Origin of the sequence: Rhizobium sp. BK456 (assembly GCF_014194045.1) — a bacterium.
Classification (GTDB): Bacteria; Pseudomonadota; Alphaproteobacteria; order Rhizobiales; family Rhizobiaceae; genus Rhizobium; species Rhizobium redzepovicii.
In genome coordinates this window covers 254,659-271,236 of the sequence record NZ_JACIAO010000008.1, presented here as the reverse complement: position 1 = coordinate 271,236, position 16,578 = coordinate 254,659, and the positions used below count along the sequence as shown (strand labels likewise).

The 16,578-nt window shown below is 60.5% G+C and carries 17 protein-coding genes; 5 read left to right on the top strand and 12 right to left on the bottom strand.

Going from position 1 to position 16,578, the window contains the following annotated elements:
* Positions 1–28 precede the first annotated feature (28 nt).
* Positions 29–415, top strand: a complete 387-nt coding sequence (locus tag FHX03_RS22945) for a TraB/GumN family protein (protein WP_239620012.1) — start codon at positions 29–31, stop codon at positions 413–415.
* A 13-nt stretch (positions 416–428) separates the two neighbouring features.
* On the opposite strand, the gene FHX03_RS22940 is transcribed toward FHX03_RS22945, so the two are convergent.
* From FHX03_RS22940 to FHX03_RS22910, 7 genes are all read right to left on the bottom strand, one after another.
* Positions 429–929 carry a cytochrome b gene (locus FHX03_RS22940; protein WP_097624894.1) on the bottom strand — a complete coding sequence of 167 codons (501 nt, stop codon included), beginning with the start codon at positions 927–929 and terminating at the stop codon, positions 429–431.
* 64 nt (positions 930–993) lie between these two features.
* The gene (locus tag FHX03_RS22935; RefSeq protein ID WP_097624895.1) at positions 994–1,740 is read right to left on the bottom strand and encodes a ribonuclease activity regulator RraA; all 747 of its coding nucleotides are present in this window, start codon (positions 1,738–1,740) and stop codon (positions 994–996) included.
* Positions 1,741–1,761: 21 nt separating this feature from the next.
* Entirely contained in the window at positions 1,762–2,925 is a 1,164-nt protein-coding gene (locus FHX03_RS22930) for a mandelate racemase/muconate lactonizing enzyme family protein (protein WP_097624896.1), read from the bottom strand.
* Between the two features lie 35 nt (positions 2,926–2,960).
* Positions 2,961–4,058, bottom strand: a complete 1,098-nt coding sequence (locus FHX03_RS22925) for an ABC transporter ATP-binding protein (protein ID WP_097625139.1) — start codon at positions 4,056–4,058, stop codon at positions 2,961–2,963.
* A gap of 11 nt (positions 4,059–4,069) precedes the next feature.
* A complete protein-coding gene (locus FHX03_RS22920; protein ID WP_183855581.1) occupies positions 4,070–4,960 on the bottom strand; it encodes a carbohydrate ABC transporter permease in 891 nt (296 codons plus the stop codon).
* On the bottom strand, positions 4,957–5,916 hold the full coding sequence (locus tag FHX03_RS22915) for a carbohydrate ABC transporter permease (RefSeq protein WP_097624898.1): 960 nt from the start codon (positions 5,914–5,916) through the stop codon (positions 4,957–4,959). The genes FHX03_RS22920 and FHX03_RS22915 overlap by 4 nt, the downstream gene beginning before the upstream one ends.
* 69 nt (positions 5,917–5,985) lie before the next feature.
* On the bottom strand, positions 5,986–7,464 hold the full coding sequence (locus FHX03_RS22910) for an ABC transporter substrate-binding protein (RefSeq protein WP_183778369.1): 1,479 nt from the start codon (positions 7,462–7,464) through the stop codon (positions 5,986–5,988).
* Between the two features lie 208 nt (positions 7,465–7,672).
* Here FHX03_RS22910 and FHX03_RS22905 point away from each other — a divergent pair, with 208 nt between their 5' ends.
* The 4 genes from FHX03_RS22905 to FHX03_RS22890 all read left to right on the top strand — a co-directional run bounded on the left by FHX03_RS22905 (position 7,673) and on the right by FHX03_RS22890 (position 12,246).
* A complete protein-coding gene (locus FHX03_RS22905) occupies positions 7,673–8,383 on the top strand; it encodes a GntR family transcriptional regulator (RefSeq protein WP_183855579.1) in 711 nt (236 codons plus the stop codon).
* A gap of 53 nt (positions 8,384–8,436) precedes the next feature.
* Complete coding sequence (locus tag FHX03_RS22900; protein ID WP_183855577.1) at positions 8,437–9,603, top strand: mandelate racemase/muconate lactonizing enzyme family protein; 1,167 nt, start codon at positions 8,437–8,439, stop codon at positions 9,601–9,603.
* Between the two features lie 63 nt (positions 9,604–9,666).
* Positions 9,667–11,028: a mandelate racemase/muconate lactonizing enzyme family protein gene (locus tag FHX03_RS22895; RefSeq protein WP_183855576.1), complete on the top strand. Its 1,362-nt coding sequence runs from the start codon at positions 9,667–9,669 to the stop codon at positions 11,026–11,028.
* Between the two features lie 18 nt (positions 11,029–11,046).
* A complete protein-coding gene (locus FHX03_RS22890) occupies positions 11,047–12,246 on the top strand; it encodes a mandelate racemase/muconate lactonizing enzyme family protein (protein ID WP_183855574.1) in 1,200 nt (399 codons plus the stop codon).
* A 208-nt stretch (positions 12,247–12,454) separates the two neighbouring features.
* Here the strand turns inward: FHX03_RS22890 and lpdA are convergent, their stop codons facing one another.
* From lpdA to FHX03_RS22865, 5 genes are read right to left on the bottom strand one after another with little or no spacing between them, the layout of a single operon-like run.
* Complete coding sequence (lpdA, locus tag FHX03_RS22885) at positions 12,455–13,861, bottom strand: dihydrolipoyl dehydrogenase (RefSeq protein ID WP_097624904.1); 1,407 nt, start codon at positions 13,859–13,861, stop codon at positions 12,455–12,457.
* Positions 13,862–13,887: 26 nt separating this feature from the next.
* A complete protein-coding gene (locus tag FHX03_RS22880) occupies positions 13,888–14,526 on the bottom strand; it encodes a LysE family transporter (protein WP_097624905.1) in 639 nt (212 codons plus the stop codon).
* Positions 14,527–14,546: 20 nt separating this feature from the next.
* Positions 14,547–15,299 carry an SDR family oxidoreductase gene (locus FHX03_RS22875; protein ID WP_097624906.1) on the bottom strand — a complete coding sequence of 251 codons (753 nt, stop codon included), beginning with the start codon at positions 15,297–15,299 and terminating at the stop codon, positions 14,547–14,549.
* Positions 15,296–15,826, bottom strand: coding sequence for a hypothetical protein (locus FHX03_RS22870; protein ID WP_097624907.1), 531 nt, complete (start codon positions 15,824–15,826; stop codon positions 15,296–15,298). The genes FHX03_RS22875 and FHX03_RS22870 overlap by 4 nt, the downstream gene beginning before the upstream one ends.
* A complete protein-coding gene (locus tag FHX03_RS22865) occupies positions 15,823–16,572 on the bottom strand; it encodes a DUF4241 domain-containing protein (RefSeq protein ID WP_183778379.1) in 750 nt (249 codons plus the stop codon). Before FHX03_RS22865 ends, FHX03_RS22870 begins: the two co-directional genes overlap by 4 nt.
* Positions 16,573–16,578: the final 6 nt, after the last annotated feature.

Sequence of the window (16,578 nt, the reverse complement as noted above, 5' to 3'; positions counted from 1 at the left end):
GCGCGCCGCGATCTTTCAGATCCGCTCCTTGCGCTTCGGCCTGGAAACGCCGGTCGAACAGCTTGAAGCCATGTCGGATGTCCCAGATAATCTCATGCTTCAAAACCTGAGGGAATTTCTGGCGCTTCCCAATGGTGTGGATGACATATCCGAGACGATGATCGACTTATACGATCACGGCGACGTCGGAATGATCTACTCATTGATGGAGTTCGTTTCGACAGATCAGACTGCTGCAAAAGCATTCGAAAACCGTGTGATAACGGATCGAAACAAGGTCATGGCTGAACGGGCAAAGCCCTATCTCGACAAAGGGCGCACCATGATCGCCGTCGGAGCGGCGCATCTGCCCGGCGACGACGGTTTGGTTGAACTGCTGCGCCGGCAGGGCTTCACCGTCACCGCCGTGAACTGAACCGACCAGGCGCTCAGCCGAGCGTCATCCGGCGCAACACATTGGTTTTCCAATAAAACTGATGGACAAGCGCGCCCGCGACATGGGCCGCGATCAGCGCCCAGAGAATGATCTTCAGAACGTCCGCGTGGAACGACCCGGCGGGATTGATGCCGAAATAGTAGGCGGCGATGCCCGTAAGCGGCATGGCGAAGATCAGGATATACAGACCAATATGGGTAAGCTTCGCCGCAAGGCGGAAGATCGCCGGCTCCTCCACCACCTCGGCCGGCGCGCCTCTGGTAAATCGCAGTCCGAGCCGTATGATCGCAAGCAGCAGGATGGCGATGCCGACATAGGCATGGATATTCGCCGACGCAACCTGCTCGGGTGTCGGCACCTCGCCCCTGCGCATCAGCCGATGCCAGACATTCATGCCGTCGGGAAACAGCAGATTGAAGAAGATCAAAAGCGCGATCGCCCAATGCAGGAAGCGTTGATTGAGACTGTAAGCCATGGTGGACGGCTGCTGCATTTTCTCGACCTTCGTCAAATGTTTACTCTGAGATTCAGAACACCAGACTAAGGGTAATTCATGGCTAAGTTGTTCCCAAGCGGTTTGTTTTGCGCCACTTCTCGTACTCTTCGCGGGCGTCGTCATGCAGCGGATAGTAGCGCTGCAACGACCCGCCTCCCATCAATTTCACTCGCGAGAACTCCTCCCAATCGTGATGCTTTTGCGATTCTTCGATAACCTTCGGCGCCATCGCGACTGGAAGCATCACCACCCCGTCATCGTCGGCGACAATGATGTCCCCGGGGATGACCGTCACACCGCCGCAGGCAATCGGAACGTTGACGGCGTTGGGATAGATGCCGGTCTGCACATGATAGTTGGGCGTCCAGCCGCGCAGCCATAGAGGAAGATCCAGCTTTTCGACATTCGGCCGATCCCGCATGCACCCATCGATCACGATGCCGGCACCGCCTCTGCCTTTGAAATAGGTCGACATCATATCGCCGAAGACGCCCGAGCTCATGTCGCCGCGCGCGTCGACCACGACCACATCGCCCTCCTGCACCTGATAAAGCACATGGCGGTGCAACTGCGTCTCCGGATCTGCATATTCTCCCTCGGTGAAGAGGTCCGGCCGCTGCGGCATGAATTGAAGGGTCAGGGCCGGCCCGACGATCGACTTCCCGCGATTCTGCGGCACGGGACCGACCATGTGCGGATTGCGGAAGCCCATGTGGCCGAGCGTGCCGGAGACCGTCGCGGCGCCGATTTCCTTCAGTGCGTCGATCAGCTCTCTGGGCGGTCGCGGAATGTCGTGCTTATGCGTCATCTTGGGCTCCGGTGGGTGAAACTACCAGTTTGTGACAGAACCATCGCGGCGCTTCAGATGCGGCGCTTCCCAGAACCGAAAGCTCTCCGCCCTGATCGCCTCTTCGTTGACCTCGACGCCGAGCCCCGGCAGATCGCTGACCGGATAGTCGGGACCGTCGAGCCGTGGCTGCACGGGGAAGAAGTCGGAATTATCGAAGCCGAGCTTTGCTTCGGGCGCCCTTGTCTCGAGCCATGCGAAATTCGGCACCGCGGCGGCGAGATGGATGGTTGCGGCCGTGCAGACCGGGCCGAGCGGATTGTGCGGCATCAGGTCCACATAGTGCGCCTCGCTCCAGCCTGCGACCTTCATCGCTTCGGTGAGCCCGCCGACATTGCAGACATCGAGCCGATTGAACTGATGGATGCCACGCTCGATGTAAGGCAGGAATTGCCACTTGCTGGCAAATTCTTCGCCGATGGCGAACGGGATGTCGGTCATCGTGCGCAGGGATTCGTAGGCCTCGGGTGCCTCGTCTCGTATCGGCTCCTCGAGGAAATCAAGCACGCCACGACCGAGCTTGTTACAGAAGCTCGCCGCCTCTGCCACCGACAGCCGATGATGATAATCGATGCCGAGGACGACGTCGTCGCCCAGCGCCTCCCGCGCCTTGTTCAGCATTGCTGCGGTCGCGCCGATCGACTCCCGCGGCTCGAAAATGTCCTTGCTGTTTTGCCCGATGGGGAAGAAACGGATCGCCTGCCACCCTTGTGCGCGTAGTTCGCGGGCTCGTTCGATGGCTACCTCGCCCTCGGCCTCGTCACCGGTCGAGGCGAAGGTAGGAATGCGGTCGCGCTGCTTGCCGCCCAGCAGTTCGTAGGCCGGCACCCCAAGCGCTTTGCCCTTGATGTCGTGAAGGGCAATGTCGATGGCTGAAATCGCTGCCTGCAGGACACGCCCGCCTTCGAAGTATTGGCTGCGATAAACCTCTTGCCAGATCCGACCGATCTGCATCGGATCGCGGCCGATGAGAAACTCGCGATAATGCTCGACGGCGCCGGTCACGGCCTTCTCGCGACCGCTCAAGCCGCTCTCGCCCCAGCCGAAGATGCCGCTGTCGGTCTCGACCTTGACCAGCATCTGGTTGCGCGTTCCGACCCATACCGGATAGGGCTTGATCGCCGTGATCTTAAGCTTCGTCGTCATCTACGCTCTCGTTTTTCACACGCATCCGCTGGGCCTCAGTTGGCCTTGAGGGCCATTTCTGTTTCGCCGTCGAACAGATGCATTCGCTCCTGATCGAACTCGAGCCAAATCTGTTCGTCGGGCGCGACGGCAACGGTTGGCGGCACGCTGACATTGACGATGGCGCCGGATAGGAACGCCTGTACGAAGGTGACGTCTCCGGTCGGCTCCACGGTGTAGGCTTTGGCGGGGATGCTTCCAGGCATCGCACTCTTGTGCAGTTTGATCGTCGAGTGACGTGCGCCGAGCACGACTTTCCTGGTTGTTGCCCTTTCGACCTTCCGGGCATTGGTTGGCGAGAGCTCGAGGCGCCAGCCCTCCGCGCTGGTCAACACGGTGTTGCCGCCTGCAGTCGATGCCTCGAGCGGAACAAGGCTCATCGCCGGGCTGCCGACGAAGCTGGCGACGAACATGTTCACCGGATGGGCAAAGACCTGCGCCGGCGAATCGTACTGCTGCAGGTAGCCGCCGTTCATCACCGCCATCCGGTCGGCCATGGTGACCGCTTCGAGCTGGTCGTGCGTCACGTAGATGATTGTCGCCTGGAGATCCTGGTGGAAACGCTTGATCTCCGACCGCATCTGCACGCGCAGCTTTGCATCGAGGTTGGAGAGTGGTTCATCCATCAGGAATACCGCCGGATCGCGAACGAGGGCCCGGCCGAGCGCCACACGCTGCTGTTGCCCGCCCGAAAGTTCGCGCGGCTTGCGCTCGAGCAGCTGCGTCATGTCGAGCACGCGTGCTGCTTCCTTGACCTTCTTGTCGATCTCGTCCCTTGGCAGTTTGCGCATCTGCAGCGGGAACGCCAGATTTTTGTAGACCGATTTCTGCGGATAGAGCGCGTAGTTCTGGAACACCATTGCGATGTCGCGGTCCTTGGGGTCGAGGTCGTTGACCACGCGGTCGCCGATGACGATGTCGCCGGATGTGATGGGGATCAGCCCGGCCACGAGATTGAGTGTGGTGGTCTTGCCGCAGCCTGAAGGGCCGACGAGCGCGACGAATTCGCCGTCGTTGACCGTCAGCGAAACATTGTTGACAGCTTTGAAGCTGCCATAGGTCTTGACCAGATCTTGAAGGACCACGTGGGCCACCGGCAACTCCCCTAGTGTTTGACAGCGCCTTCCGTAAGCGCCCGTACGAAATATCGTTGCAGGACGAGGAACAGGACCACCACGGGCACGCTCATCAAGAAGCTGGCCGCCATCAGGCCCGGAAAGTCCGTTGTATTTTCCGAGAAGAAGCGCTGGATGCCGACCGGCAGCGTCAACTGCTCGTTCTTGGAGAGGAAGGTGTAGGCGTAGATGTACTCGTTCCACGCGCCAATGAAGGAATAGATCGCCGTGGCGATGATTCCTGGCGCCGAGAGCGGCATGACGATCAGAAAAAACGCCTGGAACCGCGTTGCCCCGTCGATGCGTGCCGCCTGCTCGAGCTGCACCGGGATATTGTCGTAGAAGCCTTTGAGGAGCCAGATTGCCAGCGGCAGGCCGAATGTGAGGTAGGTGAGGACGAGCGACCCATGCGTGTTTACCAGCCCGATTGCGCGCATCAGGATGAAGAGCGGCACGAGAAAGATTACTGCCGGAAACATGTTGCGGAGCAAGACGGCGAAGAACAGAAAGTTCCGGCCAGGGAAGGTGAAACGAGAAAACGCGTAGGCCGCTGGAACCGCCACGATCACCGAAAGGATAGTCGTAGCTGTGGAGACGAAAAGGCTGTTCCAGAAGAAGCGCAGGAAGTCCTGGCCGACGCTGTTCTGCGGATCGAGCAGCTTCTGGTAGCTGGCGAGGGTGGGTTGGTCCGGCCACCACTGCGGCGGGAACTGCATGGCCGCGAAGCCGGATTTGATCGAGGTGATCAGCATCCAGATCATCGGCAATGCAGTGTAAAGCAGCATGAACACAAGGAAGATGCGTCCGCTCCACCGCCATCCATCGATGCGCATACCGCGACGCGTGTGGCCTCGATGAGCAGTCTCGACAATCGCGCTCATTCGCTTCCGCCCTTCTGCTCATTGCCGCTCAGCGCACGAACGTAGAAGTAGCCGAGCGACATCAGGATCAGGAACAGCAGCACCGAATAGGCCGATGCCACCCCCCAGCGCTGGCGGCCGAAGGCTAGTTCATAAATGTGGGTGATCCAGATATGCGATGCGTTCGACGGCCCGCCGCCGGTCATGATCCAGGGAATGATGAAAGAATTGAAGTTGGCCACTGCCAGCAGAAGGATCGTCACCGTCGAGACGTTTCTCAAGTGCGGAAAGGTGACATGCCAGAACCGCTGCCATGCATTGGCTCCGTCGACTTTCGCGGCGCGCAACAACTGGTCGGGAACCGTCTGCAGGCCAGCCATCATCATGATCATGGCAAACGGAAACTCTCGCCAGATATTGACGACGATCAGCGAGGGCAGCACCGTTCTTACGCTGTCGATGAAATTCGGCGGCCGGTCGGCCCATCCAAGACCGACCAGCACCGCGCCAATGATCCCGAAGTCAGAATGGTAGATCCACTTCCAGATATAGGACGCGGCGACCGCGCTGATGACCCAGGGAATGATCAGGACGGCGCGCAGAATGCCACGGCCGACAAAGTCACGATGGAGCGCCAGGGCGCAGCCAAACCCCAGGACAAATGAGATGAACGTCGATCCCACTGTCCAGATAAGCGTGTTCGAGGTGACCTTCCAGAACACCGGACTTGTGAGGATGGAAACGTAGTTGTCGAAGCCGATGAAAATCTTGTCCCGCAGCTGCAGGCCAGGCGGTGTGTTAAAGAACGACAGCTCGATCGTGTAATAGATAGGGTAGGCTATGACGATGAGCATCACCGCGATCGCAGGAAGCACATAGGCGTAGTCGGCCCGATGCTCCCAAATCTTTCGCAGCACGCCGGACCTATCGGGTTGCGGTCTTCGGAGAGCCTCGGCCTTGCCAGTCAAGATCGTCACTATGCCGCGCCCTTGTTCTTTGGAACAGACCGGCTGCGGTCGGCAGCCGGTCAGATCGCCTGGCTTCGACTAGAGTCCGCCGTCCATCAGGTCTTTTACCTTCTTGGCTGCGTCGTCGGCTGCTTGGTCGACGGTCATGGCCCCGGTCAGGGCATTCTGCAGCATATCCGGGACGATGATGTTCATGATCTCGGGGGACTGTGGCAGCGCCGGGAACGGAATGCCGTATGGCAGCATCGAGGTCGTGACATCGAGGAACTTGATATTATCCAGACGTTCCTTCATCCATTTGGTCTTGAAGCCGTTGAGGTTTCCCGGGTTCGAGCCGGCATAGGCCATCTTCAGCGACCATTCCGGGCTCGTCCACATGCAGATGATCGCCTTTGCAGCCGGCTCGTCTACCTTGCCGCCCTCGACATATTCGGGCTTCAGGATGTGAATGTTGGAGCCGCCGAACACGACCGCACGCTTGCCGTCGGGGCCAGTCGGAATCAGGCCGTAGCGCATATTGTCGATTACCGTCTGCGCCTTGTCCTTGTCGGTATCCGTCGCCTTTTTCTGCAGGTCGAGCATGACGTTGTAGTCGGACGGGTGCGAGATCATCATCCCGAGTTGGCCGGCGAGGAAAAGAGGCTGGTTGTCGGCCTGCTGGTTGGTGAGCGCCGAAACCGGAACCGACTTGTCGCGAACATACATATCGTAGGAGGCTTGCAATGCCGCCTTGCTCTGCGGACTGTTGAGCTCGACCTCCTTATAGGTCGGGTTGGCGGTCGCTTCGTCGAAGACGCCACCGCCATAGGCCCACAGCTGCGGCATAAAGCGGTACGGCGTATTGCCGGCATTCTTGCGAGCCACGAGGCCGTAACCGGCAATGCCGAGCTTGTCGTGGATCTGCTTGGAATCCTTGACGACGTCGTCCCAAGTTGCCGGAGCCTTGTCCGGATCGAGGCCTGCACGCTTGAAGATGTCGGCATTCCAAATGAACGCCATCGTCTCGTTATTGGTCGGGATGCCGTAGGTTACCCCATCCCAGGTTACAGCCTTCATTGCGCCGGGCCAGAAATCCTCGGTCGAATAGCCTACGTCCTCGGGTTTGAGCGGCTGCAAATAGCCCTTCGAGGCGAACTCGGTGCCACCCAGGATCTGCAGGCGGACCGCCATGGGCGCTGCATTGCCAAGGAGCGCGGTCCGGAACTTATCCAGCAGGTCGTTATAAGTGAGGGCTTGCTCCTCAAGCTGGATGTTCGGATAGGTTTTGCGGAAGGTCTCGAAGAACTCCTTGTAATACTGGCGCAGGAGATCGGGATCGCCCTCGAACACGCCCTGATACCAGAAAGTCAGTCGCCCCTTATAGTCGAGCGGGGTGACCTTGCCGCAATCGGCCGCCGTGTCAAAATCCTGCGTGCCGGCAATGGAGCGCACATATTCCGGCGACCACTTGCTCAGGTCGACCGGCGCTCCCAGCGCCGACGCGGACAGCAACGATACCATCAAAGCAGTGGAAACAGTGCCGCGCAGGATGGCACCACCGAGTGAAATCCTCGTCATAGGTATCCTCCAGGTTCTCCCCGTGCCGCTCTGCGTCGAGGCGAGCGGTCTTTGCTCATTGGCTGCGGGACGTTTTCGGCCAATGTATCTCTTTGGACAGATCATACGTTTTCAGATGATAGATTGCCTGTCAACTGGAGAAATCGTACATTGTTTGCATAAACCTTGCGTGATATCGAAGGAATACATGTATTGATTGGGGACAGCTTTGGCCGAAACAAGTGAATTTAGAGCGCAGCCACCCGAAGGGATCGACGCGATCGGGGCCTCCAGCGAAGGTGCCTCGCTCTATCAGCTGATCAGGGACGACATCATCGAAGGGCGGCTTGCTGCCAACGAACGGCTTGTGGTTACCGATCTCGCCCGGCGCCACGGCACCTCGACCAACCCCGTGCGCGAGGCGCTGCAACTGTTGCGCGGGGAGGGCTTTGTCACCTTCGTCCCCAACCGCGGAGCCCGCGTCCGGCCCATAGATCAGGATTTTGTTCGGGACATCTACGAGATAGGAGTCTTGATCGAGCCGGCACTGACGCGATGGTTCGTGAATATGGCCACCGTCGAGGACATTGCTGAACTCGAACGCATCCAAGACTTGATTGAAGAGAACGACTTCGCCGACACGTTCAGGCATAGCGAGCTGGACACCGCCTTTCACACCGTCATGTACCAAAGGCACTACAACCGCCATGCCGCCGAGCTCTGGTGGAAGCATCGCGAAGTGCTTCGAGCCGTGAGCCGGCGTTTCAACTTCACGCTCGCCCGTCGTGCCGCGATCCTGAGCGAGCATCGCGAGCTCATCGCGCATGTCAAAGCGGGAAATGCGAACGAGGCAGGCGAACTCATTGCACGCCATGTCGAAGGCTCCGGCCGGCACATCCTCGAACACATGCGTGCGCGGAACGCCGCTCGGGCAGGATAAAAAGATCGCCCGGAATATCGTTATCCCGACCACTTCAGACAAAGGCAGTTGAGATGAAAATCACCAACGTTCGGCCGTGGCTGATCAAGTCCGATGCTTCTTATTGGGGAGAGTTTCTGTTCGTCGAAGTGACGACCGATGAGGGGGTGAGCGGCTGGGGAGAAATCACCACCACGACTAGGCTCGCCAATCGCGCCCTCTGCACGATCCTGCGGCAGATCGGTGCTGCTGTGACAGGCGAGGATCCGGCGCGTATCGAGTATCTGTGGCACAAGATATTCCGCAGTTTCACCTACATGGGCAGTCGCGGCGCCGCGGTCGAATGCGTGAGCGCCATCGACATAGCCCTCTGGGACATCCGGGGCAAAGTCCTGGGTAAACCGATTTACGAGCTGTTGGGCGGGCCGGTACGCGATGAGATTACGCTCTACACCCACCCCAACCAGGCCAAATTTACCAGCAATGAGGCGGTGATCCGCGAAATTCGAGACATCGTCGAATCCGGCCACACGGCGCTCAAGTTCGATCCTTTCCCCCACCAAGGCCGCACTGCCGATGGACAGGCTCGCGAACAGCGGGACGGCTACCTCGATGGCAGCATGACCCGCAAGGATGAGCGCGAAGCCGCCGAACTGACGGCCCTCATCCGCGAAACGGCGGGGCCCGATGTCGACATCCTCATCGATGCGCATGGCCGGTTCGACGTTCCCACCGCCATTCGCCTTTGCCGGAGCCTAGAGGAAGCTGGTCAGATCGACTGGTTCGAAGAGCCTTGTCCACCGGAGAGCCTCAACGCTCTGAGGCAGGTTCGTGAGAAGGTCAGCGCCGCTATCTCGTGGGGCGAGCGCGGCCACACGAAGTGGGATTTCGTGCCGGTGCTCGAAAACAAGCTCGCTGACTACATCATGCCGGATGTCACCTGGACCGGTGGCATTACTGAGTTGAAGAAGATTTCCGCCCTATGCGAAGCCTACTACATCCCGGTCTCGCCGCATGACGCCGCAGGGCCGATCAACGTGGTTGCGGGAGCGCAGGTGATGATGACCGTTCCTAACTTCTACAAACTCGAAACGTCGGATTGGAACTTGGGCAAATACGATCACCTCATCGACAGACCGCTCGATGTTTCGAACGGCAGCCTCAAGCTTACGCCCAAGCCTGGTCTCGGCGTCGAAATGAACCGCGACTACCTTCAAAACCACGAGATAGAGCTGGACTAGCAACGCTATCCGCCGCCCAACTCGCGCGGCAGCGAGCCCGCCCGACCAAAACGAGGATAAATCATGCCAGAGGCAGATGGAGCCGACGAGGCGCTCAATCGGGTGAACACGCATTCCAAACCGTCCGACCTTCGCATCACCGACATGCGGGTCGCCGAAATCGTCGGCGCGCCGTTCACCTCGGTGCTGCTGAAGATTTACACCAACCAAGGCATCGTCGGGCTTGGCGAGGTGCGCGACGGCGCCAGCGCCACCTACGCGCTGATGCTGAAGAGCCGGTTGCTTGGCGAGAACCCATGCAACATCGACCGACTGTTTCGCCGGATCAAGCAGTTCGGCGGGCACGGCCGGCAAGGCGGCGGCGTATCGGCGATTGAAATCGCGTTGTGGGATCTTGCCGGCAAGGCATATGGCGTCCCGATCTATCAGATGCTCGGCGGCCGTTTTCGGGAGAAAGTGCGCGTCTACTGCGATACCGACGCCGCCGTACCGAGCGGCACCGAGACTGGTAAGCGCCTCAAGCAGCGCATGGAGCTCGGCTTCACCTTTCTCAAGATGGATTTGGGATTGATGCAGATCGCGGATGTGCCCGGGGCGGTCGTGTTTCCTGCCGGCTCATTGGAAGGATACCGCGATCCTCCCAATCGCGGGCCGCTGAAAACTATTGAAGAGCGGCGCGTCCGCAATGCTGCCTACGATTTGCATAACGTCCAGCACCCGTTTACCGGCCTTCACTTTTCCGACAAGGGCCTCGACCTGCTGGAACAATACATCGCCGAGGTTCGCGAGGTCATCGGCATGGATGTGCCGCTCGCGATCGACCATATCGGCCATATCTCGATGCAGAACGGCATTCGCCTTGCCAGGCGAATTGAAAAATACGTGCCGGCCTGGCTCGAGGATGTGATCCCATGGCAGTATACCGAGCAATACCGACAACTGCAGGACGCCACCACGGTGCCGATCTGCACCGGCGAGGACATCTACCTCAAGGAGGGCTTCGAGCCTCTTCTCAAGAGCGGCGGCGTCTCCGTTATCCACCCGGACCTGCTCACCAGCGGGGGGATCCTCGAGACCAAGAAAATCGGCGATATGGCGCAGGACCGCGGCGTCGCCATGGCCATCCATATGGCGGAAAGTCCGATCGCGGCAATGGCCGCGGCACATGTCGCGACCGCGACCGAAAATTTCATGGCGCTCGAATACCATTCCGCCGATGTCGACTGGTGGGACGATATCGTCACCGGCCTTCCGAAGCCGATGGTGCAAAACGGCTTCATCACAGTTCCGGACAAACCGGGCCTCGGGATTGACGACGTCGTCGACGAGGTGATCTCGCAGCATCTGCAGCCGGGTGTCGCCGCCATATGGCAGCCTACCGACCACTGGGACGATGAGTATTCCTGGGACCGCACCTGGAGCTGAGGCGAAAAGGAACCGAAGATGAAGATCACCGATCTCCGCTGTGCCGTCATCGGCAAACACCCGATCGTCCGCATCGTCACGGACGAGGGCCTCTACGGCTTGGGCGAAGTCGAATTCACCAAGTCCTATCTGAAGCCCTGGGTGCTGCATTTTCGCGACGCGCTGATCGGCGAGGACCCGACCGACGTCGAGCGAGTCATGCTGAAGATCCGCCAACGCGGCTCTTTCAAGCCCTATGGCGCGGCGGTGAGCGCGATTGAGCATGCGCTGTGGGATATTGCCGGCAAGGCCGCCGGTGTGCCCGTCTACAAACTGCTCGGCGGCAAGGTGCGGGACAAGGTGCGCGTCTATAACGGCTCTGTTCGCAGGAAACGCACGGGCGACCGGCCGGAGGATTACGCCGCCGACGTCAAGTGGATGATGGAGCAGCCGCAGAACTTCTTCATGATCAAGCAAGGAATCTCGTTCCACTCCAACATGAAGGACACCATCGAAGATTTCCACTACGGCGTAACGCAGAAGAAGGCCGGCTATCACGGCGCCATGGATCATGGCGTGATCAGCGAGCGCGGTTTCAATCACATGCTCGATTGCGTGATCGCCATGAAGGAAGTGCTCGGCGACAAAGTCAGCCTGGCGCTCGACTGCGGTCCCGGCTGGATGCTGCCCGACGCGATCAAATTCGCCCGCGCGGTCGAAAAGTACAATTTGATGTGGCTCGAGGACATGCTGACTGGCGACTACGTGCCGTGGGTCAATCCGCAGGCCTATCGGGAACTGACAACCTCCACCTCGACGCCCATCCACACTGGTGAGCAGATCTATCTGCGACACAATTTCAAGGAACTGATCGAGACGCAGGCGGTACGCGTCATCGGCCCCGATCCAGCCGATATTGGTGGCATTGCCGAGCTCAAATGGGTCGCCGAGCACGCCTATATGCACTCGATCCTGATGGCACCGCACGGCACTGCCAACGGCCTGCTGGGCCTCGGCGCGCTGATCAATGTCTGCGCCACGTTGCCGGCAAATTACGTCGCGTTCGAGTACCCGAGCGCCTCCGACCCCTGGTGGGAGGATCTGGTAATCGGATTGCCGCCGCAAATCGTGAAGGACAGCATGGTGGACCTCCTGGAAGCGCCAGGGCTGGGCCTCGACATCGACGCTGAAGGGGCCAGGAAATATCTGAGCGAAGAGGATGCGGGCTTTTTCGACTGAACCTCCCTGCGCCTGTCGCGGCCAGCTTGTCGGGCGGCAGGCAATAGAACCAAAACAGCCGCCTGCCTCGCGGCAAGCGGCTGTATGCTTTGTTACGATTATCTAATGCATGTCGCCCGGAAGCAGCGGTTGCGGGATAACGACATGCATCAAAACAAAGAGCTAAAGCGCGTCGCATGAATCAAGTTTGATGCGACGCGCTTTAAGATTACATATGGATCGGCTTGAAGAAGGTCGCGAGTGCGGCTTCCTTCACCGCTTCCGACATCGTCGGATGCGCATGGCAGGTGCGGCCGAGATCTTCCGAAGAGCCGCCGAACTCCATCAGCACGGTGATCTCGTGGATCATCTCGCCGGCACCGAAGCCGACGATATGGCCGCCGAGCACCCGGTCGGTTTCCTTATCGGCGAGGATCTTGACGAAACCGTCGGTCGCCAGCATCGCGCGCGCACGGCCGTTCGCGGTGAACGGGAACTTGCCGACCTTATAGGCGATACCCGCCGCTTTCAGCTCTTCCTCGGTCTTGCCGACCGAGGCGATCTCCGGCTGGGTGTAAACGACGCTCGGAATGACGTCATAATTGACGTGGCCATGCTGGCCGGCGAGGATTTCGGCCAGCGCCACCCCTTCGTCTTCCGCCTTGTGCGCCAGCATCGGGCCCTTGACCACGTCGCCGATCGCATAGATGCCGGCGACGTTGGTCTTGAAGTGGCCGTCGATCTCGACGCGGCCGCGATTGTCGAGCGCAACACCAGCCTCCTCAAGACCGAGCCCCGCCGTATAGGGCTTGCGGCCGGTGGCGATCAGCACGACTTCGGCATCGAGCGTCACCTTGTCGCCGCCTTTGACCGGCTCGAACGTGACCTTGGCGCCCTTGTCACCCTTTTCGACGCCGGTGACCTTGGCGCCGAGGTGGAAATCGATGCCCTGCTTGGCGAGCATGCGCTGGAACTGCTTGGAGACTTCGCCGTCCATGCCGCCGAGGATGGTGTCGAGAAATTCGACGACCGTGACCTTGGCGCCGAGGCGCGACCAGACCGAGCCGAGCTCGAGCCCGATGACGCCGCCGCCGACGACGATCAGCGTTTCCGGCACCTTCTCCAGCGCAATGCCGCCGGTGGAGGAGATGATGGTCTTTTCATCGATCTCGACCTGCACGCCGGGGATGCCGGCGACGTCGGAGCCCGTGGCGATGACGATGTTCTTGCCTTCGATCTCCTGCATCGTGCCGTCTTCGGCGGTGATGGCGACCTTGCCGGCCGAGACGATCTTGCCGCTGCCCTGGAAAGCATCGATCTTGTTCTTCTTGAAGAGGAAGGCGACGCCGTCGACATTCGACTTCACCGTGGCGTCCTTGTGAGCCATCATATTGCCGAGATTGAGCGTCGGCGCCGCAATGTCGATGCCGAGCGCGCTCATGCCGTGGCCGGCCTGATGGAACATTTCGGAGGCATGCAGCAGCGCCTTCGACGGAATGCAGCCGACGTTCAGGCAGGTGCCGCCATAGGTCGCGCGCTTTTCGACGACGGCGACCTTGAGGCCGAGCTGGGCTGCCTTGACGGCGCAGACATAGCCGCCCGGGCCGGTTCCGATAATGATCACATCGTAAGACATTGCTTCTTTCCCTTTGGATTTTTCAATTAGTCGGCCGCGCGCGACAGCGCGAGGCGGAAGCCGAAGCCGACGAGCGCCGCTCCGGTAACGCGGTTGAACCATTTGCCGCTGGCGATGAAGCGGTCACGGATCGCCTTGACCGTGAAGAAATAGGAGACACCGGCAAACCAGGCGACCAGCGCCGTCGCCATGCCGATGCCGTAGGAGAACTGGATCAGCGCCGGCGTGTCGTGATGCACCAGCGTCGAAAACAGCGACAGGAAGAACAGCACCGGCTTCGGGTTCAGTGCATTGGTGATGAAACCCATGCCGAGGCATTTCAGCATCGAGACCGGCTTGCGGTCCTCGGCCGTCACTTCGATCTCCTGCACCTTGAAGCCCGGCTCGCGGAACGACTTGATGCCGAGATAGACCAGATAGGCGACACCCGCCCATTTGATCATCGCAAACAGCATCAGCGATTTCGACACGATCAGGCCGAGGCCGAGGATGGTGTAGCTGATATGGAAGAGCAGCGAGAAGCCCATGCCGAGCCCGGTCATAACAGCGGCGCGGCGCCCATGCACGATGCTCTGGCGCAGGATGACGGCGAAATCGGCCCCCGGCACGACGATGAAGATCGAGAAAACCGCCATCAGGCCGAGAAATTCGAGAATATACTGCATGCTGTTTTATGCCCTGTCTTCTAGCGGCCGCCGCTCACATTGAGGATCGCGCCGGTTATATAGGAAGCCGAAGGGGAAAGAAGATAGAGGATCGCATCCGCCACCTCCTCGGCCGTGCCGGCCCGCTGCATCGGGACCGACGGCGCCATCTCGCGCGCCCGGTCCGGCAGCCCGCCCGAAGCATGGAGGTCGGTTTCGATGATGCCGGGCCTGACCGCATTCACGCGAATGCCCTCGGCAGCGAGCTCGCGCGAAAGCCCGACGGTGAACGTGTCGATCGCCGCCTTCGAGGCGGCATAATCGACATATTGCGTCGCCGCGCCGAGGATCGCCGCCATCGACGAGACGTTGACGATCGCCCCGCCCCGTCCGCCGTGCCGGCTCGACATCCGGCGTATGGCCGCTGCGGCGCAGAGCATCGAGCCGGTCACATTGACGCGCAGCATGCGCTCGATCCGCTCTGCCGACATCTCATCGATCCGCTGAGGATAGTCGACGATGCCGGCATTGTTGACGAGACCGTCCAGCCGGCCGAAATGGCCGTCGACCGCCGCAAACATCGCAGCGATATCCGCAGCCTTGCCGACATCGCCCTCGATCGCCACCGCCTCGCCGCCATTCTCGACGATCGACGCCACGACCACATCTGCGGCCTTGCGGTTGGACGCGTAATTCACCGCGACACGCCAGCCCTGGCGCGCAGCGAGACGGCAGACAGCGGCGCCAATGCCCCGGCTCCCACCGGTCACCAGAACAACAGGGGTATCGCTCATGTCGCACACTCCTTGAATGTCAGCACATCCCAGGGCGCCACCGACGCCTTGCCCTCGCCCCAGGCGCTGGATTCCCGGATGGCAGGGCCAAGGCCGGGCAGCACCAGCCTTTCGGCCGCCGCGGCCCCTTCCGGCTGCAGATTGTCCATCTCCCCCTTGGCATCCACGCCATAGACGGCGCCCTGCCAGACCGTGCAGGCATCGAGATCGGCGCCGGTCGCATCACCCTCGGGGCAATTGAACATCAGAATGCCGATGGCGCGCACCGGATCTTCGGATGGCATGACATAGCCTTCCATCACGACCGGCGTCTTGAGGGCATGGACTTTGAACTGGTTGCTGGCGGCAGCCGAGGCGGAATTCAGCGGTGCAAAGCGCAATTCATAGGCGCCATCGCGATCGACATAAACGGCCCGCTCCTGCTTGCATTCCGCCCCGAGCAAGGACACCGGAACGGCGCAAAACGCAGCGGCGGCGACTGTAGCCACGCCTTTCCGCCTCGCCGTGATCCCGACACTCCCGCTCATTGCAGCTTCGGTTCCTTCCGCCCGTCGGCATTCTCGACCACGTTGAAATCCGTCAGCAGCACCAGCGCCCGGCCATCCCGGTCGAGCCCCCAGAAAACCGGATAGAAACCGTCGCCCCAGCCGCTCCAGAACACCGCGACACTGCCCTTCTTGCCGGTAATCGGCCGGTGCAACGCATAACGGCCCTTGTTGGCATCAAGGTCCGCAGCCAGCACATCGTCGTAATAATTGACATCGGCGTCAGGTTTTTGCGCCTGCGCCTGCGCTTCACGCTCTCCGATCAGCTCAAGCGTATCGGCATCCATGTAACAGCCGAGGCCGGCATCGACCGGGTAGCCGAAAATCTCGCCGTCCTTCAGCGTCGCGACGTCCTGGCCGGGCAGGACGGCAAGCTCCCAATGATCAGGCTTGCCCTCGGCAAACCGCATGCTGGCGGCAGCGATGCGCCCGAAGGCCTGGTAGAGCGTCACCGGATATTCGCCCGGCGCAACCGTTCTTGCGAGCGCCGGACGATCGGGCTGGGCGAGCGGATCGGCCGCGACGATGCGCCCGGAGGTCAGCTCGACATTGCCCATATGGATCACGCCTATCGACCGTCCGGAAAGTTCGGCGTCGCTGAGCGCCACCAGCTCGAAATTGCTGCTTGCCTTGCCGATATCCAAGCCGGCCGCCGCCGCGGAGACCGGGACATGCGCGGCGGCAGCGCAGAGAAGAAGGCGCGCCGCTCGCATGATCCGGTTCCGCATCGAAAG